General features: G+C 33.4%; 32 protein-coding genes, 1 tRNA gene and 1 rRNA gene. 22 read left to right on the forward strand and 12 right to left on the reverse strand.

Translation table 11 applies throughout. The annotated features are described in order from the left end of the window. From K9L97_00005 to K9L97_00015, 3 genes are all read right to left on the reverse strand, one after another. Positions 1-878 (reverse strand): 16S ribosomal RNA (locus tag K9L97_00005); the annotation flags it as partial. Positions 879-1,394: 516 nt separating this feature from the next. Further along, positions 1,395-1,724, reverse strand: a complete 330-nt coding sequence (locus tag K9L97_00010) for a hypothetical protein (GenBank protein MCF7871400.1) — start codon at positions 1,722-1,724, stop codon at positions 1,395-1,397. A gap of 255 nt (positions 1,725-1,979) precedes the next feature. Continuing rightward, positions 1,980-2,050 (reverse strand) — tRNA-Gly (locus tag K9L97_00015). A gap of 47 nt (positions 2,051-2,097) precedes the next feature. On the opposite strand from K9L97_00015, the gene K9L97_00020 reads away from it, so the two are divergent. From K9L97_00020 to prf1, 5 genes are all read left to right on the forward strand, one after another. Further along, entirely contained in the window at positions 2,098-2,265 is a 168-nt protein-coding gene (locus tag K9L97_00020; GenBank protein MCF7871401.1) for a hypothetical protein, read from the forward strand. Further along, on the forward strand, positions 2,262-2,972 hold the full coding sequence (locus tag K9L97_00025) for a PIG-L family deacetylase (GenBank protein MCF7871402.1): 711 nt from the start codon (positions 2,262-2,264) through the stop codon (positions 2,970-2,972). Before K9L97_00020 ends, K9L97_00025 begins: the two co-directional genes overlap by 4 nt. Positions 2,973-3,073: 101 nt before the next feature. Further along, on the forward strand, positions 3,074-4,279 hold the full coding sequence (locus K9L97_00030) for a glycosyltransferase (protein ID MCF7871403.1): 1,206 nt from the start codon (positions 3,074-3,076) through the stop codon (positions 4,277-4,279). Then, the gene (locus K9L97_00035) at positions 4,276-4,443 is read left to right on the forward strand and encodes a hypothetical protein (protein MCF7871404.1); all 168 of its coding nucleotides are present in this window, start codon (positions 4,276-4,278) and stop codon (positions 4,441-4,443) included. Before K9L97_00030 ends, K9L97_00035 begins: the two co-directional genes overlap by 4 nt. Continuing rightward, positions 4,440-5,558 (forward strand): peptide chain release factor aRF-1, encoded by a 1,119-nt coding sequence (gene prf1 / locus K9L97_00040; GenBank protein ID MCF7871405.1) that lies wholly within the window; start codon positions 4,440-4,442, stop codon positions 5,556-5,558. Before K9L97_00035 ends, prf1 begins: the two co-directional genes overlap by 4 nt. 20 nt (positions 5,559-5,578) lie before the next feature. Here prf1 and K9L97_00045 read toward each other — a convergent pair whose 3' ends face one another. Further along, positions 5,579-6,418 carry a tyrosine-type recombinase/integrase gene (locus K9L97_00045; protein ID MCF7871406.1) on the reverse strand — a complete coding sequence of 280 codons (840 nt, stop codon included), beginning with the start codon at positions 6,416-6,418 and terminating at the stop codon, positions 5,579-5,581. 268 nt (positions 6,419-6,686) lie between these two features. Here K9L97_00045 and K9L97_00050 point away from each other — a divergent pair, with 268 nt between their 5' ends. Continuing rightward, positions 6,687-7,817: a tyrosine--tRNA ligase gene (locus K9L97_00050; protein MCF7871407.1), complete on the forward strand. Its 1,131-nt coding sequence runs from the start codon at positions 6,687-6,689 to the stop codon at positions 7,815-7,817. Positions 7,818-8,334: 517 nt separating this feature from the next. On the opposite strand, the gene K9L97_00055 is transcribed toward K9L97_00050, so the two are convergent. Beyond that, positions 8,335-8,781, reverse strand: a complete 447-nt coding sequence (locus K9L97_00055) for an NUDIX domain-containing protein (protein ID MCF7871408.1) — start codon at positions 8,779-8,781, stop codon at positions 8,335-8,337. A 288-nt stretch (positions 8,782-9,069) separates the two neighbouring features. Here K9L97_00055 and K9L97_00060 point away from each other — a divergent pair, with 288 nt between their 5' ends. The 6 genes from K9L97_00060 (at position 9,070) to K9L97_00085 (ending at position 12,849) form a co-directional block, all read left to right on the forward strand. Further along, complete coding sequence (locus K9L97_00060; GenBank protein MCF7871409.1) at positions 9,070-9,585, forward strand: class IV adenylate cyclase; 516 nt, start codon at positions 9,070-9,072, stop codon at positions 9,583-9,585. Positions 9,586-9,726: 141 nt separating this feature from the next. Beyond that, entirely contained in the window at positions 9,727-10,155 is a 429-nt protein-coding gene (locus tag K9L97_00065) for a YjbQ family protein (protein MCF7871410.1), read from the forward strand. 178 nt (positions 10,156-10,333) lie between these two features. After that, a complete protein-coding gene (locus K9L97_00070) occupies positions 10,334-11,236 on the forward strand; it encodes a hydroxyacid dehydrogenase (GenBank protein MCF7871411.1) in 903 nt (300 codons plus the stop codon). Positions 11,237-11,458: 222 nt separating this feature from the next. Further along, complete coding sequence (locus K9L97_00075) at positions 11,459-12,178, forward strand: class I SAM-dependent methyltransferase (GenBank protein MCF7871412.1); 720 nt, start codon at positions 11,459-11,461, stop codon at positions 12,176-12,178. A 192-nt stretch (positions 12,179-12,370) separates the two neighbouring features. Beyond that, complete coding sequence (locus K9L97_00080) at positions 12,371-12,592, forward strand: hypothetical protein (GenBank protein MCF7871413.1); 222 nt, start codon at positions 12,371-12,373, stop codon at positions 12,590-12,592. Then, complete coding sequence (locus K9L97_00085) at positions 12,589-12,849, forward strand: type II toxin-antitoxin system RelE/ParE family toxin (GenBank protein MCF7871414.1); 261 nt, start codon at positions 12,589-12,591, stop codon at positions 12,847-12,849. Before K9L97_00080 ends, K9L97_00085 begins: the two co-directional genes overlap by 4 nt. Before the next feature lie 277 nt (positions 12,850-13,126). Here the strand turns inward: K9L97_00085 and K9L97_00090 are convergent, their stop codons facing one another. Both K9L97_00090 and K9L97_00095 read right to left on the reverse strand, forming a co-directional pair. Further along, positions 13,127-13,486 (reverse strand): cold shock domain-containing protein, encoded by a 360-nt coding sequence (locus tag K9L97_00090; GenBank protein MCF7871415.1) that lies wholly within the window; start codon positions 13,484-13,486, stop codon positions 13,127-13,129. Between the two features lie 418 nt (positions 13,487-13,904). Then, positions 13,905-14,933 carry a bifunctional phosphoglucose/phosphomannose isomerase gene (locus tag K9L97_00095; protein MCF7871416.1) on the reverse strand — a complete coding sequence of 343 codons (1,029 nt, stop codon included), beginning with the start codon at positions 14,931-14,933 and terminating at the stop codon, positions 13,905-13,907. 64 nt (positions 14,934-14,997) lie between these two features. On the opposite strand from K9L97_00095, the gene K9L97_00100 reads away from it, so the two are divergent. Both K9L97_00100 and K9L97_00105 read left to right on the forward strand, forming a co-directional pair. Continuing rightward, positions 14,998-15,300: a DUF357 domain-containing protein gene (locus tag K9L97_00100; protein ID MCF7871417.1), complete on the forward strand. Its 303-nt coding sequence runs from the start codon at positions 14,998-15,000 to the stop codon at positions 15,298-15,300. Continuing rightward, entirely contained in the window at positions 15,297-15,806 is a 510-nt protein-coding gene (locus tag K9L97_00105; protein MCF7871418.1) for a hypothetical protein, read from the forward strand. The genes K9L97_00100 and K9L97_00105 overlap by 4 nt, the downstream gene beginning before the upstream one ends. A 23-nt stretch (positions 15,807-15,829) precedes the next feature. Here the strand turns inward: K9L97_00105 and K9L97_00110 are convergent, their stop codons facing one another. Beyond that, positions 15,830-16,816 carry an RNA-guided pseudouridylation complex pseudouridine synthase subunit Cbf5 gene (locus K9L97_00110; GenBank protein ID MCF7871419.1) on the reverse strand — a complete coding sequence of 329 codons (987 nt, stop codon included), beginning with the start codon at positions 16,814-16,816 and terminating at the stop codon, positions 15,830-15,832. A 1-nt stretch (position 16,817) separates the two neighbouring features. Next, on the reverse strand, positions 16,818-17,237 hold the full coding sequence (locus tag K9L97_00115; GenBank protein ID MCF7871420.1) for a winged helix-turn-helix domain-containing protein: 420 nt from the start codon (positions 17,235-17,237) through the stop codon (positions 16,818-16,820). 94 nt (positions 17,238-17,331) lie between these two features. On the opposite strand from K9L97_00115, the gene K9L97_00120 reads away from it, so the two are divergent. Further along, the gene (locus K9L97_00120) at positions 17,332-17,538 is read left to right on the forward strand and encodes a hypothetical protein (GenBank protein ID MCF7871421.1); all 207 of its coding nucleotides are present in this window, start codon (positions 17,332-17,334) and stop codon (positions 17,536-17,538) included. A 65-nt stretch (positions 17,539-17,603) separates the two neighbouring features. Then, positions 17,604-18,140 (forward strand): hypothetical protein, encoded by a 537-nt coding sequence (locus K9L97_00125; GenBank protein MCF7871422.1) that lies wholly within the window; start codon positions 17,604-17,606, stop codon positions 18,138-18,140. Here K9L97_00125 and K9L97_00130 read toward each other — a convergent pair. From K9L97_00130 to K9L97_00140, 3 genes are all read right to left on the reverse strand, one after another. Further along, on the reverse strand, positions 18,137-18,331 hold the full coding sequence (locus tag K9L97_00130) for a winged helix-turn-helix domain-containing protein (protein MCF7871423.1): 195 nt from the start codon (positions 18,329-18,331) through the stop codon (positions 18,137-18,139). The two genes, K9L97_00125 and K9L97_00130, sit on opposite strands and share 4 nt — an antisense overlap. Before the next feature lie 40 nt (positions 18,332-18,371). Then, positions 18,372-18,518: a hypothetical protein gene (locus K9L97_00135; protein ID MCF7871424.1), complete on the reverse strand. Its 147-nt coding sequence runs from the start codon at positions 18,516-18,518 to the stop codon at positions 18,372-18,374. A gap of 299 nt (positions 18,519-18,817) precedes the next feature. Next, positions 18,818-19,912 (reverse strand): GTP-binding protein, encoded by a 1,095-nt coding sequence (locus tag K9L97_00140; protein ID MCF7871425.1) that lies wholly within the window; start codon positions 19,910-19,912, stop codon positions 18,818-18,820. Positions 19,913-19,971: 59 nt separating this feature from the next. On the opposite strand from K9L97_00140, the gene K9L97_00145 reads away from it, so the two are divergent. The 6 genes from K9L97_00145 to K9L97_00170 all read left to right on the forward strand — a co-directional run bounded on the left by K9L97_00145 (position 19,972) and on the right by K9L97_00170 (position 25,415). After that, the gene (locus K9L97_00145; protein MCF7871426.1) at positions 19,972-21,024 is read left to right on the forward strand and encodes an aminopeptidase; all 1,053 of its coding nucleotides are present in this window, start codon (positions 19,972-19,974) and stop codon (positions 21,022-21,024) included. A gap of 40 nt (positions 21,025-21,064) precedes the next feature. Then, the gene (locus tag K9L97_00150) at positions 21,065-22,249 is read left to right on the forward strand and encodes a hypothetical protein (GenBank protein ID MCF7871427.1); all 1,185 of its coding nucleotides are present in this window, start codon (positions 21,065-21,067) and stop codon (positions 22,247-22,249) included. Further along, positions 22,246-22,749: a hypothetical protein gene (locus tag K9L97_00155; GenBank protein ID MCF7871428.1), complete on the forward strand. Its 504-nt coding sequence runs from the start codon at positions 22,246-22,248 to the stop codon at positions 22,747-22,749. The genes K9L97_00150 and K9L97_00155 overlap by 4 nt, the downstream gene beginning before the upstream one ends. Then, positions 22,737-23,933 (forward strand): hypothetical protein, encoded by a 1,197-nt coding sequence (locus tag K9L97_00160; protein ID MCF7871429.1) that lies wholly within the window; start codon positions 22,737-22,739, stop codon positions 23,931-23,933. The genes K9L97_00155 and K9L97_00160 overlap by 13 nt, the downstream gene beginning before the upstream one ends. 78 nt (positions 23,934-24,011) lie before the next feature. Continuing rightward, positions 24,012-24,443: a hypothetical protein gene (locus K9L97_00165; protein ID MCF7871430.1), complete on the forward strand. Its 432-nt coding sequence runs from the start codon at positions 24,012-24,014 to the stop codon at positions 24,441-24,443. Beyond that, positions 24,444-25,415, forward strand: coding sequence for a hypothetical protein (locus tag K9L97_00170; protein MCF7871431.1), 972 nt, complete (start codon positions 24,444-24,446; stop codon positions 25,413-25,415). It abuts the gene before it with no gap. Positions 25,416-25,420 lie beyond the last annotated feature (5 nt).

Consider the following 25,420-nt stretch of genomic DNA (forward strand, 5'->3'; position numbering starts at 1 on the left):
GCACCCCTTGTGGTGCGCCCCCGCCAATTCCTTAAAGTTTCAGTCTTGCGACCGTACTTCCCAGGCGGTGAGCTTATTAGCTTCCTTTCGACACCGCGCATTCCCGTAGAATACGCGACACCTAGCTCACAGCGTTTACAGCCAGGACTACTCGGGTATCTAATCCGGTTTGCTCCCCTGGCTTTCGTCCCTCACAGTCAGATCCGTTCTAGTCAGACGCCTTCGCCACAGGCGGTCCTCCTGAGATTATAGCATTTTACCGCTCCCTCAGGAATACCTCTGACCCTTCCCAGTCTCTAGCCCTGTAGTGTCTCCTGCACACTGTTCCGTTAAGCGGAGCAATTTCACAAGAGATTTACAGAACCTGCTACGGACGCTTTAGGCCCAATAAACGCGATTGCCACTCGTGGCGCCGGTGTTACCGCGGCGGCTGGCACCGGTCTTTCCCACCACTTATTCGCCAAGCTATTTACACTTAGCAAAAGCCCAAGCAGTGCTTGAGCACTTGGGATCCCCCTATCACACTTGCGTGCATTGTAGAGGTTTCGCGCCTGCTGCACCCCGTAGGGCTGGGACCAGTATCTCAGTGTCCCTCTCCGGGCTACCACTCTCATGGCCCGTACCGATCTTTGGTTTGGTGGTCCTTTACACCGCCAACAGCCTAATCGGCCGCCGCCTCATCCTAAGGCCCGAATTTAGAGAATGAAACATTCCAGTATACATTCCTTATCAGGTATTAACCACAGTTTCCCGTAGGTATCCCTGACCTTAGGGCAGATTAGCGACGTGTTACTGAGCCTTTCGCACCTATTACTAGGATACTTGCATGGCTTAGTCGAATCCCAATAGCAGCAATCTCCCGCAGGATCAACGGGTATTCAAACAATCCTGTATTACGTTTATACGATCGCATTATATTTTATTTAATATTCAGACTTTCTTCTTTAAGAAATCGTCAATTAGCAAGGTTACGGGTCATACATTAATACTATTACACCATAATAGCTTTTCGTATGAACCAAAAAAATTTACTGTTAATCAGTTCTTTTGCGCATACCTGATGCAAGCATCAGATACGATGAATATACTTTGCTAATTCTCCTGAGCACCCAAAGGGCGACACAGTCGCAGAATTGGAGGTGATGCGTCTAAACGACGTGAAATATGGGAAATCTAAGGTATTTATAAAGCTTTCGAACATAAAATAAAACAAGAAAAAAACGAAAAAATCAAAACAAAAAAAACAAAAAAAAGGAACTCATAAAAAACTTAACACACACAAAGAACCAAAAACAAAAAGAGCAAAACAAAAGAAACCAAAAAGAGCAAAACAAAAAAAGAAACCAAAAAAAGAAACCAAAAAAAATTCAAAAAAAATAAATTATTTTGTGAAATTATTTTGTAGCTTCTTGCACTAAGTTAACACCAGTAAAGATGCCCCAAATCCAACCTGCTAAAGGCGCGCCAACCAAAATAGGTATTCCAATAATAGCCCCAACTAATGTCAAAGTCAAACCAATACCAATAATCAAACCACCTATAACCAACACAATTTGCCAAATACCTTCCCTAATCCTATTATTAATCAAAGAACCAAGACCTGGCAAAATAAGAATATTCAAAACCAAACCAAGAATTGCCATTGCTTCACTAGGACAAGTTTTTGCACCTTCTTTACTACTAACTGAACTTTTAACTTTTTTATTCTTTTTTTTAGTTACCATACAAAACCACATAAACAATAGAATATAAAAATACTTCGAAAAAAAAACACAACAAACACCTAACAAAGACATGAACAACAACTCGCACCAACTATCAAAAAATCACTAAAAAACAACAAACCACTAAAAAACAGCTAACAAACAACAAACCACTAAAAAACAACAAACAAACCACAAACAAACAGCTAACAAACAGCTAACAAACAGCTAAACACAACCCAAAGAAATTTAATCCTTGCAAAAAGAAAAATAAAATGCACCGGCCGGGATTTGAACCCGGACCAACGGCTTGGAAGGCCGCTATCCTACCATTAGACTACCAGTGCACTAACCTAAACTAAAAAAAAAGAAAAATCACAAGTATATAAAAATTTTGATTATTATAACAAACCAACTAACAATCAAACTAAAAAACACAAAAAAAACAAGAACACAACAAAAAATTCTAGAAAACTACGCCTCAACACAAAAACAAACACAAAAAACAACCCCGAGCATAAAAAAATATAAACAACAACATCAAAAACAAATAAAAAAATGACAAAACCACAAAAAAAACCAAAAGAAACACAAAAAAAGAAAACAATCCTAATAATATGTGCGCACTCTGACGACCAAATACTTGGAGCGGGAGGAACCATAAAAAAATACAACGAAAAAGGATACGAAGCGCACACAATAATATTTTCTTACGGTGAACTAAGCCACTTCCACTTAAAAAAAGACTACGTAAAAGAAATGAGAATAAAAGAAAGCGAAGAAGCAGAAAACATAATAGGCGGCAAAGGAATAACATTCTACGACCACACAGACGGACAAATAAAAAACGAAACAAAAACAAAACAAACCCACAAACTAATAAAACAAAAAATAAACGAACTAAAACCAGAAAAAATATTCACACACTCACAAGACGACATACACCCAGACCACAGAGCAGTATACCAAACAGTACTAGACGCATACAACGAACTACCAAAAAAAACACAAAAAAACATCGAAATATACAGCTTTGAAATATCACAACTATGGAACCTAAAAAAAAGAAAAACCCCAGTACTAGTAATAGACATAACAACACAATTCAAAGCAAAAATAAAAGCACTACACGCATTCAAAAGCCAAATAAACATATTTTCACACACATACGAAGTAAACCTACTATACTTAGGAGTATACGTAAGAGCATTCATAGCAGGACTAATATACAAGAAAAAACTAGCCGAAATATTTTACAAAATAAAATAATGAAAATCGCTGCTCCGAGTCTGCTAAGAAACTAAAAGTTTCTTGCACACAAAAATCAGTTTTGATTTTTGTGTATCACCCCCCCTAAATGCACAGAAACAATGGTTTTTGGCACAAAAAAAAACAAAGAAAAACACTTCAAAAAAATGGAAAAAGAAACCAAAAAGAAAAAACTCCTCGTCGCAACAGATAATTATTTACCAAGATGGGACGGAATAGCAAGATTCCTAAACGAGATAATACCCCGAATAAAAAACAAATATGACATAACAATAATAAGCCCTGACTTTGGAAACACAAACCACAAAGAAATAAAACACATAAGAATACCACTCTCCAAAATAAAATACGGAGACTACCAAGCAGCAAAATTAGACATAAAAACAATAAAAAAAGAAGTTAAAAAAAACGACATAATATTCACACAAACAATAGGCCCAATAGGCCTGCCAACAATACTACAAGCAAAAAAACAAAAAAAACCAATAGCGGCATACACCCACAGCATAGAATGGGAACTAGCACCCCTTGCAACAAAAAACATCCTACTAAAAAAATTCTTATACCCCCTAATGAAAATCTACACAAAAATAATATACAATAAAATAGACTTGCTAATAGTACCAAGCGAAGGAACAAAAGAAACCCTAAGTTGGCAAAACATAAGAACGCACAAAGAAGTAGTGCACCTAGGCGTAAACTCACAACAATTCAAACCACTAAAAGAACGAACAGAAAAAGAACAAAACGAAATAGAAGACATAAAAAAACAAATAAACCCAGAAAACTACACATTAATAGGAAACCATGGAAGAATAGCAGAAGAAAAAGACCTATTAACACTACTAAGAGCATTCAACTGGCTTCAAAAAAACAATGAAAAAGTCAAACTAATAATCATAGGAGATGGGCTTGAAAGAATCAAACAAAAAATAAGACAAACAAAAAATACAATACTAATAGAAAGAACAAACGAACCAGAAAAATACCTAAACCTAATAGACATATATGTTACAACAAGCCTAACAGAAACAACAAGCCTATCAACAATAGAAGCAATGTCATCAGGAACCCCTGTAATAAGCACAGCAGTAGGCTTCATAAAAGACTACATACAAAAAAACAAAAACGGATTCCTAATAAAACAAAAAGACAGCTACGACTTATACAAAATAATGCAACTACTAATCGACAACAAAGACCTAGCCAAAAAAATAGGAAACAAAGGAAGAACCACAGTAACGCAAATATTCAACTGGGACAACACTGCAAAAAACATAACAAAACTTCTTAAAAAACTAGAATGATGAAAATTACTCTTCCAGTCCCACCAAAAAAATCCACACACACAAAAACCAAAACAACTAAAAAAATACAAAAACCACAACACAAAAACCACAAAAAAATACAAAAAAACAACACAACAAACAACCAGATTTATAAATCCCAATTCTTTCCAAACATAATATGACTAAAGCCGAAAAAATTAACGAAAAAGAGAAATACAAACTAAAAAAATTCCTCAAAGAACTAGAAGGAAGAAGAGGAAGAGGAACAGAGCTCGTATCTGTATACATACCAGAAGGCTACGACCTAAACAAAATAACAACACACATATCAGAAGAACAAGGAACAGCCACAAACATAAAAAGCAAACAAACCAGAGATAACGTAATAGGTGCACTAGAAAAAATAATACAACACCTAAAATTATTTCCAAAAACGCCAGGCCACGGCCTAGCAATATTTGCAGGAAACGTATCAGAAAATGAAGGAAAACAAGACTTCCAAGTATGGAGCATAGAACCCCCCTTGCCCTTAAACCAAAGACTATACCGCTGCGACAAAGAATTCGTCTTAGAACCATTAAAAGACATGCTAACAGACAAAGAATTCTACGGCCTAGTAGCAATGGATAGAAGAGAAGCAACAATAGCACTACTAAAAGGAAAAACAATCATCCCCCTATCCTCAACAGAAAGCATGGTACCTGGAAAATTCAGAGCAGGAGGACAATCCGCTGCAAGATTCGCAAGAAACAGAGAACTAGCAGCAAAAGAATTCTACAACAAAATAGCAGAAATGATGAAAGATCAATTCTTTGAAATGGAAGGACTGCAAGGAATACTACTAGGAGGACCAGGCCCAACAAAATACGAATTTGCAGAAGGAAACTTCCTAACACAAGCGCTAAAAGACAAAATAATAACAATACAAGACCTCTCATACACTGACGAATTCGGCCTGCAAGAACTACTAGAAAAATCAGAAAATGTCTTATCAGAAGAATCAGTAGTAGAAGAAAAAAGACTAATACAAAAATTTTTCAACTTGCTTTCAAAAACACCCGGAATGACAACATATGGAAAAGATGACTGCATGAGACTAATAAAAATGGGCGCAGTAGACATAATGATAATATCAGAAATAATAGACGAAGAAACAACAGAAGAATTCATAAAAGAAGCAGACCAAATGGGAACAAACGTAGAAATCGTAAGCACAGAAACAAGAGAAGGAACCCAAATAAAAGACATGGGAGGATTTGTAGCAATCCTTAGATACGACGCAGGAGAAATGAATTAAACAACCACTAAAAAAACATTTCAATCCAAAGGATTCCTAATCTTCTCAATTTCTAAGGAAGCAACATGCACATAAATCTGAGTAGTACTCAAAGAAGAATGACCAAGCATCATTTGAATCTTCCTCAAATCAACACCCGACTCTAAAAGATGCGTAGCAAAACTATGCCTTAACATATGAGGCGTGACTCTTTTGTTCAAACCCGCCAACTTAGCCGCTTTTTCCAAAACAAGCTGAACACCCTTAACAGAATATTTTCCTTTCCTACCCCTAAACACCAACCCCTTCAAATCAAATTTTTTACCAAACAATTTAAGCCTCCTTAAAGTTTTAGAACTAACAATTGTAAACCTATCCTTACCACCCTTGCCCCAAACAACACGAATCAAACCCTTCTTAAAATCAACATGCTCAAATTTCAAATTAATCAATTCCCCAACACGCAAACCAGAAGAATATAAAATCTCAATGATTAACTGATGCTTAATATTATTCAAAGAATTTATCAACAACCTAATATCATTTTTAGACAAAACCAAAGGCAAACTTTTTTTACGCTTAGGAATATCAATTTTTTCAACATCAACAAATGCAACATTTTTCAAATAAAAATCAATACTAGCACTAGCAAGACGAACAGATTCAGAAGCCAAACCCCTATTAATAAGATAAAGCAAGTACCTTTTCTTCATAACACCATACCCCCCAAAATTATTAGGAGAAACAAAACCAAAGTATTCCAAAAAATCCTTAATATGATACAAATATGCTTTCCTTGTCTTAACACTATATCCTTTCAAAACTAATTTTTCAACAATCAAAGCCTCCAAATCCTCCCAAACCTTAAATTCTCCAACCATAAACCTTTCAAATCAAACATTAATAAATACTTAACTTTCAATAAACCGCAAAACCTCCGAATTAAACGAAAAACTCATTCATCTAATAGATGTTAGTTGCAATATTTTTCTGGGGGCTAAGGGGCGTAAAACTTATAAACTTCAAGCATCTCTTTAAAATTATGAATGCGAAAAGCAAAGTTTTTTCAAAATTGTATCTTAATTCTTATAGTTATCACTATTATTAATTGCATTCACAATCATTCAAAATTCTCACAGGAGGTTCAAAATGAATACTGATGAAAAACTAAAACTAATCAAAAGAAATACGGAAGAAATTTTAACTGAAGAAAGTCTTAAAACACTTATTGAAAGTGGAACACCAATCAACCATTACATAGGATTTGAAATATCTGGGAAAATTCATCTAGGTACTGGTTTAATGTGTATGTCAAAAGTTAAAGACTTTATTGATGCAGGAGTAAACTGTTCGGTTTTTCTTGCAGACTGGCATAGTTGGATTAATGATAAACTTGGTGGAGATATAAAAGTCATCCAAAAAGTGGCAGTTAGATATTTCGAAGAAGGATTAAAAGCAAGTTTGAAATGCGTTGGTGGAGATCCTGAAAAAATTAAATTTGTTTTAGGTTCAGATTTATATCACAATAACGATGACTTTTGGTTAACTATGATTGATGTTAGTAAAAATACAAGTTTATCAAGAGTTGAAAGAAGTATTACTATAATGGGTAGAAAAGAAGGAGGCAAAGTTGATTTTGCTAAACTCATTTATCCACCAATGCAAGTGGCAGACATTTTTGTTCAAGGTATAAACATGCCACAAGCAGGTTTAGACCAAAGAAAAGCACAAGTTATTGGAAGAGATGTTGCAGAAAAATTATCTTTTAAACCATTAAAAGATATTAATGGAAATGTGATTAAACCTTCAGCAGTTCATCATCATTTAATTTTAGGCCTAGGTCAACCTCCTGAATGGCCACTTCCAAAAGAAAGAATGCAAGAACTTTGGTCTACACTAAAAATGAGTAAATCTAAACCAGATACTTGTGTTTTCATTCACGATTCTCCTGAAGAAATTAGAAGAAAAATGAAGAAAGCATTTTGTCCTGAAGGTGAAGCAGAATTTAATCCTGTTCTTGATTGGTCTAAAAGTTTAGTCTTTCCAATAAAAGGAAATCTTCATGTTGAAAGACCTGATAAGTTTGGAGGAAACTTAGATTACAATAGCTATGAGGATTTAGAAAAAGACTTTATTGAAAAAAAACTACATCCTATGGATTTAAAAAATGGAGTTGCAGAAGCAATAATTGAAATATTGGACCCTGCAAGAAAACATTTTGAAAAACCGGAAATAAAAGAGATGCTTGAAGAAATGGAACAATTAATCATTACTAGATAATTGATTGTACGCCCCCAGAAAAATACTCTTCGGTATTTTTTTGCTTCGCAAAAAACCACTTGCAGTTATCCCTCGGTCACTTCGTGACGCAACTAACAAGGATTTAGAGGTTTCAGAAACTTGCAGTTTCTTCCACCCAAATTTCTTCCGCTTCGCTCCAGAAACTTCTCTAAATCCTGATGTTAAATCGGATTTTTCATAGCCACGCTAAGGGATAGCATCAGCGACAACAGCTTTTTATTTCAAAAAAGCATCAAGTTGCATCCCCCAGAACTTGTCTTCGTATTGTACGAAGTTTTGCTGCATCTTCTTCCTGCCCTTTTTCGTATAACACGAAAATAAGACACGAAAAAGCTATTGAAAAACCTAAACCTCGTTGCACTCTCCTCCTTTCAGTCGTCGGGCGATTTAACAGGGTTTAGAAACTCCTCGTTTGCAACTCGTCGTCTCCGAAACTTTTTTGCTACGCAAAAACAGTTCATCTAAACCCAATGTTAAATGAAATTAAGAACTTGCCCTATTTAGATACATAGAACTTTTTTGCTTTATAGTTTTCAAGAACTTTTGCACTTGGAAAATAAATTGGATTTGGTAATTCGTTTAAATCAAACCAACGCCACTCAGTAATCTCATCAGGTTCTAATACCTGAGGTTCTCCTTCAAAAGCATCAGAAAATAATCCTATTGTGATAAAATGTGCAGTCTCAACCATATCATTATTAACGCAAATTACATCAACATTTTTTAATTTGATTCCGGTTTCTTCCATAGTTTCTCTTTTTGCACCTTCTTCAAATGTTTCTCCAAAATGTAATTTGCCTCCAGGCATAGTCCATGTTCCTGCACCATTCAATAAACTTGATGCTTTTTCAGGATCTTCGTGGCGTTTACCAAGTAATACTTTATTGTCTTTTAGAATCATTACACCAAATCCAACACCAACTTTTTTCTTTTTTTCTTCCATACAAAGCAAAAGTTCTTTTATATTTATAATTGTTTCGGGCAAGTTCTTAACTCTGCGGTTTGCTTCGCAAATCCTCGGGGACGGCTTGCAGCCTTTCGCTTCGCTCACCCTCATTTAACAGGGCTTAAAGGGTTCGCTCGTTGCACTTCGCTCTCCCAAATTTTTTTCTCAGCTCTCACTCACTACGTTCGTGGAGGAGAAAAAAACTTCCCTTAAGCCCAATGTTATATGAAATTGAAAGTCAGCCCTATAGAAATGTTTTTAATATCTAACTGAAATTAAATTACCATGACACATGTAAATATTGAAATCAAAGCTAAATCTAATAATCAAGATGAGATAAGAGAAATCTTAAAATCAAAGAATGCTGACTTTAAAGGTGTTGACCGCCAGATTGATACATACTTTAAAGTCGATAATGGTAGATTAAAATTAAGAGAAGGAAAAATCGAAAATCATCTTATTCATTATAAAAGAGAAAACAAAGAAGGTCCTAAACAATCTGATGTTACTTTGTTTAAATCAAACCCTAAATCTTCATTGAAAGAAATTTTAACTAAGGCTCTTGGCGTTTTAGTCGTGGTTGATAAACAGAGAGAAATTTATTTTATCGATAATGTGAAATTTCATATTGATATAGTTGAAGATTTAGGGACTTTTGTTGAAATTGAAGCTATTGATAATGATGGTACAATCGGAAAAGATAAATTGCTTGAACAATGTCAATTTTTCCTTGATTTATTTAAGATTTCTCAAGAAGATTTGATTTCAGTTTCTTATAGTGATTTATTATTACAGAAGTAACGGGCTGACTTTCAACTCAAGGGGGTGCTGCGCTTTCACTTCACTTCGTTGCGTCATACTAAACATACAAGGTTTAAATGAAATAATTTTTCATGCCCTCAGAAGCAAAGTTTATATAAATATCAATAATTTACTATCATTATGCAAGTCATTGACAAAGAAATTAAATTAGAATTAAAAGAAGAATTTACCTCTGTAAAAAGTGTATTTGAATCTCTAATTAAACAGAGTAATCTAAATAATGCCAATATTTTATGTTGGGTTCCTCACGAAGTTTCATCATTAATTCAAATTGGCTGGGAAGATGGACTTTTGGATGACCTTAAAGATTTTCTAAACGATAAAGCTCCAAAAGGAAAGTGGATGAAACATGATGAACCAGATACTCCTTTTAGGCATAATTTCTATGAACATATCAGAAGTAAATTAGTTGGGAATGTGTCAATGACTTTAATTGTAAAAGATAGTAAATTATATATTGGCAAATATCAAGATTTGTATTTTTATTCTCCTGTATTTGATAATATTCCAAATCAAATGATATTTTGCAGAATTCTTAAGTTCGATTAACAGGCATGAAAAATTACTTACTTCTTTTCACTCCGCACCACGCTGCGCTCTCACTCCACTTCGTTTCGTTAGGCTCATTTAACAGGCATTATACAGAATCGAAAGAAAGACTTAAAATTTGAGGAGGGAGTGTAATTTTTTAAAAAGCTTTTTATATATTCAATCATTAGCAAATAATATGTTAAAAATAGTAGTTCCTTTAGATCTTGATTTATTTCCAGACCAAGTTGAAAGATTAAAAAAACTTGGTGATGTAACTTTTTATAAAGAATGGTCAAAAACTCCTGACGAATGGTTTGAAAGAGTTAAGGACGCAGATATTATCTGTGGAGGAAAATTTGGACTAAAGGAAAGATATCAAGATTTAGAAAATGTATTCATTTCTCTTCCTTTTGTTGGTGTTGATTTTTTTGATAAAGAAATTTTACAAACAAAGAATATTGTTGTATCTAAAAGTCCAGGATGCAATAGAGTTGCTGTCTCTGAATGGATTATTGGTATGATTTTTAACTTACTAAGAAGGTTCCCTTTTTACATAAATAATACTTCGCTAGACGGAGGTTTACCACCTATTGAAAATAGCCTAAAAGATAAAGAAGTTGTTATCTTAGGAAAAGGGCATGTTGGTTCAAGAGTCGGAAAAATATGCGGAGCATTAGAAATGAATATCTATTATTTTAAAAGAGGAGATAATTTATTAGAATCAGTTAAAGATAAAGATATAATTATTAATACATTAAGTTCAAATCCAACAACAGAAGGACTTTTAGATGAAAATTTCTTTCTATCTCTCAAAAAAGGTTCATATTTTATAACAGTTACAGGAAAAAAAATTTATGATACTACTGCAATAATAAAAGCTTTAGATAATAATGTTTTAGTAGGAGTTGCAATGGATGCAGGTGGTATCAAAGTTGGAGATATAAATGACTCTTATTATCAAAAACTTCTCAAACACCCTAAAATACTTGCAACACCACACATCGCATATAATACTTGGAACACAAAAAGAGTTGCTAATGATATGATGATAGATAATATTGAAGCCTGGATTAATAAAAAGCCAATTAATCTAATTTAATAGAAAAATTCCACCCCTTTAATTATTCGTTTTTATGTATCGCATTCGCTCATTTGATGAATGGTCTTTCTTTCGACTCAAGGGGGTGCTGCGCTTTTTTCACTATCACTCTTCACCCTCGTTTAACAAGGGTTATAAGAAATATTATTCGGGGCGCTCTTGATTTGAATGACGGCAGGATTTCTAATAACATTTATATAAGATTATTTTATTATGAATAATATGAAGCAAGAAAAAATGTGGGGAGAGTTGGCAAAATATTATGATTTACTTTACGCTTGGAAACCTTATGAAAAAGAAGCAGACACTATCCACGACTTAATTCAAAAAAACAAAAAAACATCTGGCTCTAAAATGTTAGATGTTGCGTGCGGTACAGGAAATCATGTTCAATTTCTCAAAAAGCATTACAAAATCACTGGCACTGATTTGAATAAAGATATGCTTAAAGTTGCCAAGAAGAAATTTCCGAAATTGAAATTTCAACAAGCGGATATGATTTCCTTTGATTTGAAAAAGAAGTTTGACGTTGTAACTTGTCTATTCAGTTCTGTTGGGTACGTCAAAAATTATGCAAACCTGAAGAAAACTATAGCTTCTTTTTCAAAGCACCTCAAAATTGGCGGCATTTTGATAATTGAACCTTTCATCACAAAAGACGCATATAAGGCAGGAAAACCGCACGCAAATTTTGTTAATGAGCCAGATGTCAAGATTTGTCGTATGAATTATAGTCAGAAGCGTGGCAATATTGCCATTCTTGATTTTCACTTTCTTATTGCAACAAAGAAAGGCATCAGATACTTGCGCGACAAAAATGAATTAAGTCTTTTTGATATTGATAAATTTCTTAAAATTTTGAAAGACAACGGTTTCCAAGCTAAATATTTGAAAAATGGTCTTATGAAAGATAGAGGATTGTATGTTGCGGTAAAGAAGTAACGAAATCCTGCCTGTTCTTTAATTTGGAGCGCCCCTACGTCATACGCCTCCACTCCCTTTGGTTGCTCGGGGGACGCTGTGCTTTCACTCCCCTTCGTTTCGTTCACCCTCGTATAACAGCGAGCATGTCTAATTTTATTTAACCCCTAAAAAACGAAAAGTATATATACTATAGCACTTTATATACGTTCTATGGCAATTACAACTATTCAAGTAAGTAAAGATTTGTTAGAAGATTTAAAATCTCGTAAAATGTATGATAAGGAGAGTTATGAAGACATAATCAGAGATTTATTAGAAGACACCATGGAATTATCTAAGCAAACACTGGCAAATATTAGAAAATCTGAAGAAGATATAAAAGCTGGACGAGTTAAAACTCTTGCACAAGTTGAAGCGAGATTGAAAAGATGACTTATGAAGTAACCTTTTCAGATTTTGCAGATAAACAGTTAAGCAAACTTCCATTGGATGTTCAAGATAGAATTATTTCTACAATAAAAAGATGTCAAATAAGGCCTCATAGTCATGTAAAGAAACTAGTAGGATCAAAATATTTTAGGTTACGTGTCGGTGATTATCGAGTAATTATGGACATCATAGATAATAAATTAATAATTCATGTTGTAGAAGTAGGTCATAGAAAAAAAGTATACAAAAGAAGGGGTTAAAATAATGAAAATTCCTGCTATGAGTCTACTAAGAAACTAAAAGTTTCTTGCACAACAAAAATGAACGAACATTTTTGTGCAAGCAAGGGTATTAAACTTCTTTTGTTAGCGTGCAATAAATATCTTCAGCACCCTAAAAATTTTCAATTTTTGGAAGGAGCAAAAGAGCGAGAGTTCAAACGATACGAACATATTGGCTCACAACTTTGTTGTTTGAAATTACTTAGAATTAGCAAAACAAAAACATAATTGAACAAATAAAAAAAATTGAAAGAAATTAATCTTTCTTTTCTTCATCATCTTCCGAATCAGAATCTTCCGAATCCTCAGCAGAATCATCATCTTGCGAATCATCATCTCCTGTTTCTTCAGCTTCATCATTTGCGTCATCTAAAGGCGCTTCCTCTTGAACTTCTTCTTGAGGAGCTTCTGTAGATGCAGAACCATCATCTAATGAAACATGAGCTGCTTTAGGACCTCTGTCCCCTTGAACTACTTCAAAAACAACTACATCATTGTCCCTTATTGTTACACCGTCTTTCAAATCAGACATGTGCACAAAATACTCTTTGCCATCTTCTGCGGCTATAAAGCCGAATCCTTTCATTTGGTTAAAAAATTTTACATTTCCTTTCATTTTAAATACTCTCATCGGAAAGAAGCTAATGTTATCCTCCCAATATTGAGAAGAAAATACATCTATTTATAAAACTTGTCTAATTAGACAAAAAAAATATAAGACGCCCATGGGGAGACTTTCACAACCGACAACAAACATTTCTTTGAACACAAATCCTGAAAATAAATCAAAATAAATTTGTTTCAACAAATGCAACTAGCTGATTTGAACTCCCGACCTTCAGATCCGCAATCTGACGCACTATCCTAACTATGCAACATGGGCGCAAAATAAAAGAATCAAGAAACCTTTAAAAATATATTCAGAAAAAAGCCCTTTAAAAATATAATTATAAAACCTCTAGCAATAAAAAATCATAAAGAATGCCCTAAATCCAAAACAATAAAACCTTAAAAAAAGAATTAAAAAAAATATTTTAAATATAAGGCCCCATATTACGTTTCAATTGCTCAATATCGTCAACAGGAGTTGGATCCGTCCTATAACGCAAAGCCAAATAATAAGTCGTCAAATCACCTGCAAGCACTGCATTGAAAATTTTTACTAACTTATTACCTTTAAGATGAAGTTCAGTAACATCAACATCCCTTTTCTGCAACAAATCCTTAGACAACTTCATCCGCTTACGCATACGTGCAGAATCTTCATCATTAGTTAACATCACAACATGAAAAATAGCATTCTTATTACCAAAACCAATCAATTCATTATGATCTAACTCAGGAAAAAAATTACTATACGCAACAGACTTAGCATTCTCGTTCACCTGAGTCTTCCAGCGATAAGCAACAGAATAAAAAGCACTGCTAGAATAAATCAAAGGAATCTTACCATACAGCTTACCAGAAAGATTAATAGCAAAAGAATCCAAACTTTGACGATGCAAATGATCCAATAACTGCCTAACATCCTCTGACTTTGAGGAAATGACACCCACCTCTTCAAACAACTTCAACAAAATAAAAAACATATATGAAAGCGCGGCTCTGGGCGGATAATCTTTAATCAACCTAATAAATGGAACTCTGCCATTAGACACCGCATCAAATAACTTACCTCCTGAAGAAATAATAATTAGCTGAGAACCCTCACGCCTAACCTGCTTATAACAAGACATAGCCTCTTCAGTATTACCAGAATAAGAACAAATAATAACCAAATCGTCCAAGCCTAATTTACCAGGAATCTCATAATCATTAACAACTTCGAAATGAAACTCTGAAGGATCAATATAATTCTTCATAACCATAGCTGCAATAGCACTGCCCCCCATACCGCAAAAAACAACTCTTGAAGTATCCTTCACCCTAATATCAGCAACAATATGCCTTATCTGCTGACTATAAGCACTCCTAATATCCTCAGAAAACCTATCTAAAAAACGTTTATACTTCAGTTTATCATACTTATAATAATCATCTGGAAAAATATCTTCTGAAACCATCAATAACCACCAAACACAGAATAGTGAACAATCTTTAAATACTTTATGTTAGAAACAAAAGAAAATGAACCAAAAAAAACAAGAAATAACAGAAGAAAAACTAGAAAAATACTTCAAAATAACAGGTAACGCAATACAAATGATAAAAGAAAGAGGAATGGACTTACAAAGAATAAAGGAAGCAGAAGATTTTTTTGACATGGCAACAAGATATTACTCAGACGCAAAATATTTTAAAAAAAACAACGATTATGTATTAGCATTCGCAGCCCTTAACTACGCTCATGGATGGTTAGATGCAGGTGCAAGAATAAAATTATTCAAAGTAAACGATTCCACATTATTCACCGTAGATGATGAAGAATGAAAATCCACCAATACATACACTACACAAACAATCTAAAAGAAATAAAATATAAAAAAACAATATTGCTAGACACTTGCTTCATAATCTACGAACTAAAACAAGGAAAAGAAAAAAAACTAGAAAACTTCTTAAAAAATCATGAAGCATACATAACAAGTTTTAACGCAGAAGAACTAGAAAAAATCACAAAACACAAACCTGAAATTCATCACGCACTAAAAAAACTTCTAGAATCAGATTTACTAAAGATAACAAATATAGATGTAAAACCAGGACAAAGACAAAAAGAAAAAGAATACGTACAAAAAACAGAACCCTGCCTACTAAAAATAGTGAAAGATCCAAGTGACGCAGTACTTGTTGCAGCAGCAATAAAAAGCACATCAGATGTACTAACAAGAGACAAACACCACATATTCAAAGACATAGTAGAAAACAAATTAAACAAATACAATATAAAAATATATAATGATATACACCAATACGAAAACTCACTAACAAACTAGAACTTAACACTAATAGACAACCATTAAAGGTTATAAACATCAGGCTTCATAAAAACCTGAGAAGTCTTAACAGCCAAACCTTTGTCAAAATTTTTTAAATCAGAAGAATCCAACAAAGACTCTCCAACCAAAACTAACTCGCCCTTCAAAGAAAGAACAGCTACAACATCCCCTCTCAAAATATCAGAATCCAATTTTGAAATACCAGGAACCTTCAAAAAAGCACCATGACAACAAGAATTAATAGTTGAATCATGAACCCAAATTTTCTTCAAATGCCTAACACCCTCCTCTAAAGGCAATAAAAACTTTCTCAAAAAAGAATCATCACCCATCCCATAATAATGAAAAGCATCAGCCAAATCCTGCAAAGTAACAACCTGATTCTCAAAAAAAGGCCCCGCCTTAGTCCTTCTAAGCTCAGCCATGTGAGCCCCAAACCCTAAAAACTCCCCCATATCATGAACCAACTTCCTAATATACGTTCCTCCTTGACACCCTACCTTAAATAAAACGTCCCTACCTTGGAATTCAATCAAATCCAAATAATAAATAGTTCTCTTTCTATTCTGCCTTTTAACCGCAGACTTCTTCGGAGGCAACTGAGTAATAGTTCCAGTAAATTTATCAAATAAAGACAATAAAACATCCTTAGAAATATCACCGTGCAAATGCATCAAACAAACATATTCTTTACCAGCACTCAACAAAGCATTAGTAATCCTAGTACCTTGCTGTAAAGCCACAGGCAAAACCCCCGTAACCCCAGGATCTAAAGTGCCCGAATGACCCGCCTTATCAATCCCAAGAACACGCTTAACATAATCCACAGCTTGATGACTAGTAGGCCCGCTAGGCTTATCTAAAATCAAAATACCCGATTTCAACAAATCAGAAACACTTCTCTTACTAGGCAAACAACCCAAATCAAAATTAGCTTCAGATTTAGATTTGATTAAAACCTTAACACTTCTCAACCTCGCCTCAAAAGGCAACTCACATAAAACCAACTTAAACCTCCTTATTTAGACCAAGCATAGAATCTAACTTACCACCAATTTCTTTCAAAGAATCAAACGCACTATTAACATCTTTCCTAACAAAATCTACCAATTCTTCTAAATTATCAACTTTCAAAACATAAACATTTCTACTAACCACAACAATACCAGCCTCCATAAGTTTATTCAAATGATGAACAACAGTACCTCTGGATAAATTAGTCAAATTAGCCAACTCATCACTTGAAAGCCCCGGTTCTTCAGACTTCAAATCCTTTAAAAGAGTAATAAAAATACGAAAACAACTTCTATCCTTATCCCTCATATTAAAAAGACCTAAACTGCCTCCAAACCACTGCAAAAGCTCATTAATATTATACTCCTTAGGCTTAGACGCTCTAATTATAGTTATCTTAGTAAATTTCATCATTAAAATATAAAAATACACAACTGATATTTATAAGTTGCTGTATATATTATAAACCAACGAAAAATTTAAATACAACTCGGCATGAAAGCAAAATATGAACGAAGAAGAACAAGATATTCAAGGAGTCTATGATGACGAAGCGAGAGAAGATTTAGTAGAAAATGACGAAATCTCCCCTGAAGAAGAAGGATTCATGGCAGGATATGAAGACCAAAAAGAAAAAATATCAAAAAAACTCGAAGGAGACGAAGCCTACGAAAGTGCATTCCAAGAACCAAAAAAACCCTCTCGAAAAAAATAAACTTTATTCTACACCTTAATTATTTACCGCAAACATTAAAATGGCAATAAAAATACAAGAAATAAATGAAAAAAGAAATAAAAACTGCAACAATAACCATAATTCTAATAATAATGCTAACCCCCTTAATAAGTGCACAAACAGGGCATGTAACTCTTAAAATCACAAACCCCCTAGAAATAAAAAATGTACAAATCCAAAAAAACCAACAAGAATACACATGCACATATGAACTAACACACAAACCAAAAGAATACACAGAAACATATACATGGACAAAAAATAAACAATTAATCTCACAAAACAAAAACATAAACATAAACGAACCAGGAACATATCAATGTGAAATAACAATAACAACACCAAAAACCCAATTAACAAAACAAAGTCAAACCATGATCTTAGAACAAATAAACACGCAAACAAACAAAGAACCAACATATAAAAATCAACCAACACAACTAAAAAAAATTACAGGAAACACCATAACAAACATCCAAAAAATCGCAAACAAAGAACCAACAACAGGAATACTAACACTAATAACAATAATACTAATAACAACCACAATAATACTTCTAAGAAAATACTATGAACGTTAGGAATCCACTTTATAACGGTAAGTATTACGCTTCCCTGTATTCTTATACTTAATAATATTAGTCTTTCTCAACTTCTTTAAAGACATCGTAACAGAACCAATACTCACACCCAACGCATCACTAATTTCCCTTGAAGTAAACCACTTACCTTTGTTCTTACAAAGAAAATCATAAACTTCTTGTTGACCCATAAAATACATCTGCATTAAATACTATATAAGCTTTTGGTTATCACCAAAGAATAGCACCAACAATCAAACAAATAACCCCAAACAAAAGCAAAGAATAGCCTAAAATCTCCATCCTATTCAAACCGCCAAAGTACTCTTGAACAGAATTCCAAAGCTCCTTAAAATCAACATTTAAATTAACATCCATAACAAAACACCTCTAACCATTTAAAGCATCCACCTTCGTTATCTTATAAAAACAAGATGTACAAAGATAATCCACAAACTTCGTATTATGTAAAACATACCTACGACCAACACGCATATCAGAGCCACACTCTAAACACTTCAACATACAACACACCAAGAAAACAAGAATTTATAAAATTTGTCATAAAAAATACTTAATTCTAAAAAAAAGAATTCTAAAAAAAGAAGCACAAACAAAAAAATCAAACATTTCAATGAACAACCCCAAAACAAAACAGTAAAAGTAAATTTAAAAATTCATCTCAAATGAATCTCAAGAACATCCCCATCAACCAATTTATGCTTTAAAGTCAATTTTTGACCATCAAACTTAGCACTTTTCCCCCAAACCCTGCAAAACTTGAAATTCTTAACAAAATCCTTATGCAATTTAGTACACACATCCCTAACACTATAACCTTTAAAAACAATCAAAGGAATATCCATATCCGCCGCTTTACCAGGCTCTTTCATAAAAATTCTAATCAAATTCAACTTATCAAAAATAAGCCTCTTTAAATCCTCCAAATGCGCCCCATTCTTACCAGAAATCAATAAATCAGCATTAACTTTCTTAGCAATCAACTTGGCTTTTTCCAAAGAAACCATATCCACCTTATTCAAAATAGTAATAGCAGGAGTATAAAATTTATTATCCTCAATACAATCAATCAATTGATCAACAGTAATATTAGAACGAATAACAACATCCGCATTAGCAATCTTAAATTCTTTAAGAACCGCAGTAATAGTCTCATCATCTAAATGAGTCAAACGAACAGTTTTACCAATCTTTACGCCATCCTTAGCAGTTTTTTTAATCTTAACATCAGGTCGCCTCTGATTAATTCTAATACCCGACTCATAAACCTCTCTTAACAAAACATCATAATGTTCAGGGAAATTAACATCTATTAGCAACAAAATAAGATCCGCACTACGTAAAACCGCAAAAACCTCAGTACCCCTACCCCTACCACTAGCAGCTCCGCGAACAACTCCAGGAACATCTAAAATCTGAATCTTGGCATGCTCATAATCCAAAATGCCAGGAATACAAGTCAAAGTAGTAAACGCATAAGAACCAACCTCAGAATCAGCATCAGTAATACTATTTAACAAAGTGCTCTTGCCAACGCTAGGAAATCCAAGCAAAACAACAGTACCATCACCCGTCTTACGAACAGCATACCCATCGCCGCCCTTACCACCACTCTTACGAGCCTCATCCTTTTCTTTTAACTTAGCAAGCTGAGCCTTATACTGCCCTATAGCTTTTTGAGTTCTCTTATTATACTGAGAATTAGCAATCAACTCCTCCAATTCCTTAATTTTAGCATCGTCTTTACCCATATAATAATAAAGAGAAAAGAAACAATATATAAATATTAAGATACGCTAACAAATAAAAAATGAACGATACAACAACAAAACACAACAAAACACAACAAAAAATAGACTTAAAACTATTCAAAAAAATAATAATTCAGAATCTAAACGCAACAAACGAAAAAATACTAATAATAGGCGATAAAGGATACAAAAACAACACAATAGCCACAATACTAACAGAAGCATACACTCTAGCTGCAAAAGAACTAAATAAAAATTATGAAACAATATACCAAAATTTCAAAGGAAGAGGCGACCAAGCAGACGAAATACTAATAAAAAAATTAAAAGAAATACCAAACAAAAGCATCCTAATAATAAATGTATCAAACAGAATAGGAAAATTAGGAAACCTAGGACTAAGCTTTAGAAAATACGCAAAAGAAAAAGAACACAAATTCATATCAAGTAGCAGCTTAGGATCAATAAAAAACGAAAATCTACAACTAATACTAAACTGCTTAGACATAGACTACAAAGAAATAGAAAAACAAACCAACCAACTAGCCAAAAAACTAACAAACGCAAAAAAAATACAAATAACAACAAAAGCAGGAACAAACATAGAAATGAACGTAGAAGGAATACAAGCAAAAACAGCAACAGGAATATACAAAAACCCAGGAGAAGGAGGAAATCTACCAGGAAGCGAAGCATATATAGCACCAAAAACAGAAACCATAAACGGAATCATAATAATAGATGGAAGCGCAAGACTAAAAGATGAAACAATACTAATAAAAGAACCCATAAAACTGCAAGTAACAAAAGGAATAATCAAAGTAATAAACAACACACCAGAAGCACAAAAACTTAAAAAAACACTCCAATGGGCACATAACAAATCACTACATCCTGAAAATGTCTGGAAAATTGGAGAACTAGGAATAGGATTAAACAAAAAAGCAAAAATAATAGGTTCCACAATAATAGATGAAAAAACATACAACACATGCCACTTCGCAATAGGAAGCAACAATTGGTTCGGAGGAGACATAAAAAGCATAATACATCTAGACCAAGTAATAAAAAATCCAACCATCAAAATAGACGGAAAAATAATAGAACCATGAAAAACTTTATATATACATAAACAGAAAAAACGATTAAGGGGTGAGCAAGATAAATAAAAAACTGATAAAACTAACAATATTATCAATATTAATTCTAACAATAACCACGATAGCGACACCTAAAACAGAAGCTGAATGCAACACAAACCTATCAATATGTTCAAACTATGACATAACACAAACAGGATTTGGAGCAGTAGAACTTTGTGGAGAATGCCAACCCTGCGGAATAAGCGACGGAATATGCCCTGAAGACTACACAAACGGAGAAATAGAAACAGATTATAACAAAACAACAGTAAACTACCAAATAAACAAAAACACAAGACCGCAAACACTAAGAGAAAACGCGCCATACAAAATACTACCAGAAGACTCAACAATCACAGGAACCAAAGCTTGCCATGCAACATACGGAAACGAAACAACATGCAAACAAATACTATTCAAAGAACAAACAACTGATGAATGGATACCAACAACAAACTGTGAAACTTCATTAAGAAACATATACGCAACAAATAACATCTATATAAAAGTCGAATGCGAAAACGTAAAGAGAACAACAGGATGTCAAAACTGCAACGACCCAGACTGCAAAGCAACAATAACAGGACAAGCATGGGACAAAACAAACAATGAATCCATACAAGTAAACGTAAATGTAGTATCGCACTACAACTACATGATATTTAGCAGAAACACAAGCCTAACAAACGGGGCATACTCAATAGGAGCACCAACAGGCAACATAAGAATAGAATGCACAAAAGAAGATTATATACCAACACAAAAAGACGCATTCATACAAAATGGAACAACAATAGTAGACTGTCCAATGCAAGAAGCATACTGCGGAGACGGAATAACAACACAAATATGCACAATGCCAAACGAATACGGAGAAGACGTATGCAAACCAAGATGTGAAGGACGAAATGGATGTGAATACCAACAACATACAACAACAGATGGAAAAACATACTACGCATCAGAAGTATGTGAAGGACTAACTGCAGGAGCAACAGTAAACCTAGAATGGATAGATGAAGATGAAACTGAAATGCTATACGTAGAATGCTGCAGTGGAGAATTCAAAACAAGACAAAGCACAAAAATAAAAATCACACCAAACAAAAAAATAAAAAATCTCCTCACAAAAGACTATAAAAAAAACATAAAAGGAGAACCAGTAACTCTAAAAGTAATAGTATATGAAAAATGAAACCCCTTAAAAAAAAAGGTGCGTCATTCTTCACAGTTGATGCAATGATAGCAGGAGTGATAATAATAGCTGCAATAACATTAATACTCGCAGCAACAATATCAAGACCCAAAATAGAAAGCACACAACAAATTCTAAACAACTACATAGACTACATAACAAACACAAAAATAGACTACTATAACAAAAAAAACAGAGTCATATACTACAACCCAAACGAACCACACCCAGAATTTACAATAACACAAAAAATAGCATACCTAGTAGATAACGACCAAACAGAAACCGCAACAAGTTTCATAAAAAACTTTAGCAAACTAACAATACCAAAACAAATATCCTTTAGATACATATACGAAAATCAAACAATATACACCCAAGAAAACGAAATAATAACCCCCACAATAAACCTGACAACAAACATACCAACATTTTACATAAATGACGAAGGACAATACCAAGGACCAAAACTGACACAAATACAAATATGGACAAAATGAACAAAAAAGGCGTAATATTCACAATAGCAGCAGTAGTTATCTCAACACTAATAGTAACAATGTACCTATCCCTAATAGAAACCCCTGCAGATACAAAAACAGAACTAACAAGAATAAAACTAAGACAAAGCAACTTCTACATATCACAAATACAAGAATATACAGAAAACATAGCCACACAATCAACCAAAAAAATACTCCAAAACATTACAGACAAACTAATACAAGATAAAAACTTCCCAACAACAGAACAATTCCAAGAAATATTCAAAAAATGCCTAATAAACGAATCAGTAGAAGGCTGGTGCGACCAACAAACAACAATACAACAAAAACTAAATGAATACGCACAATTCGGAGAAGAAAAAATAGGTTTTCAAACACTAAACATAACTGTAAAAAACCAAGACCAAGCAACAATATACCAAGAAGACCCCTGGCACATCATAACAGAAATAAACCTATCAATAATCGCAGATGATAACTACGCAAAATGGAACATACAAGACACAACAATAAAAACAAAAATAAGCATACTAAACATGAAAGATCCAACATACCAAGTAGCAAATAACAACCAAAACTCACAAGAGATAATAAACGAATACGGACACGAAAAAAAAATAACAACAAGAAACACAACTGAATGGCTAATACCAAGCACCTTAAACAACTATCAACCAACAGGAATCTACTTCCACTCAAAACAAGGCATAAGCTACCTAGACAGACTAACAAACCAAATAAGACCTTCAGAATGCTGCGGACTAAATTCTTTAATAAATACAACAACAGTATATGAAAGTCAAGAACACACAGAAAAATTCATGCAGGAATATGGCTCTTCAGACTTCTTATTCTACAAACAACCAGACAACGCAATAATAGAGTGGAACTTAGTATTGTGGGACTTTTGGAACAACATAGAAACAACAAACAACAAACTAACAGAAGTCTGGGCAGAAATAAACCTAAATGAAACCACAGGAAAAAACATAAACGGAAGCATAGTACCAAACGAAACTGCAACAGATACATCCATGCCAAAATCAACACCTCCAAAAAACTACACGATACCCCTAAATACATACGACCTTCTAATCTGTGGAGATGGTGCTTGCAAATTCCCAGAACAAAACAACCCCGATAAACCACACTATTGCCTAACAGATTGCACACCATAAAAAAACAACAAACAACACCCACAAGTAGAAACCTTTAAATACTAAACACTCATAAATACAAGTAAAAAGAGGGGAGCAATGGGATACTCAGAAAATGAAATAATTACAACAGGAGTAGACAAACTAGTAGATTTCTTAAGAGGCAAAAAACAAATTGAACTTAAAGAAGCCGCAAAAATGCTCCACGTACCCACAGAAATAGTGCAAAAATGGGTGGACTTCTTAATAGAAGAACACATCTTGGGAATGGAATACAAATTCACAACACCATACATCTACCTAATAGAAGAAGAAAATAACAATAAAACAATAAAAGAACTAAAAAAAGAATTCCAAATCAAAGCAAAAAACAACAAATTAAACGAAACAAAATCAGACTTCTTATGGAAAAATCAAATACAACAAGCACTAACAAACAAAAAAAGCTTCTTTTACAAAGAAGCGGAAAAAAGACATCTAACAAACATAGACTACTTATGGGAAACATACAAAAAAATGGTGATGCAATAAATGAACACAACTGAAGAACTAGACTCATATATAGAAATGGACATAATACAATTCCTTGACAAAATAAGCGAAGCAAGCCAAATAGGAGACTATACATCAGAAAAACAACTACAAGAACTCCAAAAAGCATTAAACATAAAAGACACCCTATCAGCAATAAACACAACACAAGAAGCAATACAAGAATTCAACCAAACTAATCAAACAGACCCCTACAAACAAATAAGACTAATAAAAATACAAGAAATAAGTGAAACCTTAACAGAATACTGCAAAAAAAACAAAGACTCCCAAAAACTATGCAAAATAGCAGAAATGCTCAAAGATGAACTAGAAATAAAAAAAGACAAAACAGAAACAATAGACATACTACAAAAACTAGAACAAGAAAAACAAGAAAAACAAAACCAAAAACAAGAAAAATACTATCAAATAAAAACGCAACTAAACAAAAAATTAACAATACTAAAAGAAATAATGACCACAAACTTACTAAAAAGAAACATACCTCAAGCCATAAACGCATACAAAAAAATGAAAATAATATTCACAAGATACCCTTCAATATACTTAGAAGAAAAAAAAGAACTATACAACGACCTAATAAGCTACTATATGCAAATTAAAAAAACAATGAAATACATAAAAGAAAAAGAAAAACGAGACAAAATAATAAAAAAACAAAACGAAGAAAAACAACAAATAAAAATACAACAAATACACCTACAACAAATAGCCAACACAATACAAGAAATAAAAGAAGACGCCAAACAAGGAAGACTAGATGACGCAAAAAACAAAATAATAGAACTAAAAAGAATAAACTCGCAAATACCAAACAAATACACAACAATAAAAGAAACACTAAACAACAAAATAAACCTAATAAACGAGAGAATAGAATTCATAAAAAGATTTAGACAAACAAAAACACTAAATGAAACTCAAAAAACACAACAAATAACGAGCTAAAAAAA

The sequence above is a fragment of the Candidatus Woesearchaeota archaeon genome (genome assembly GCA_021735165.1).
Classification (GTDB): Archaea; Nanobdellota; Nanobdellia; order Woesearchaeales; family 21-14-0-10-32-9; genus JAIPET01.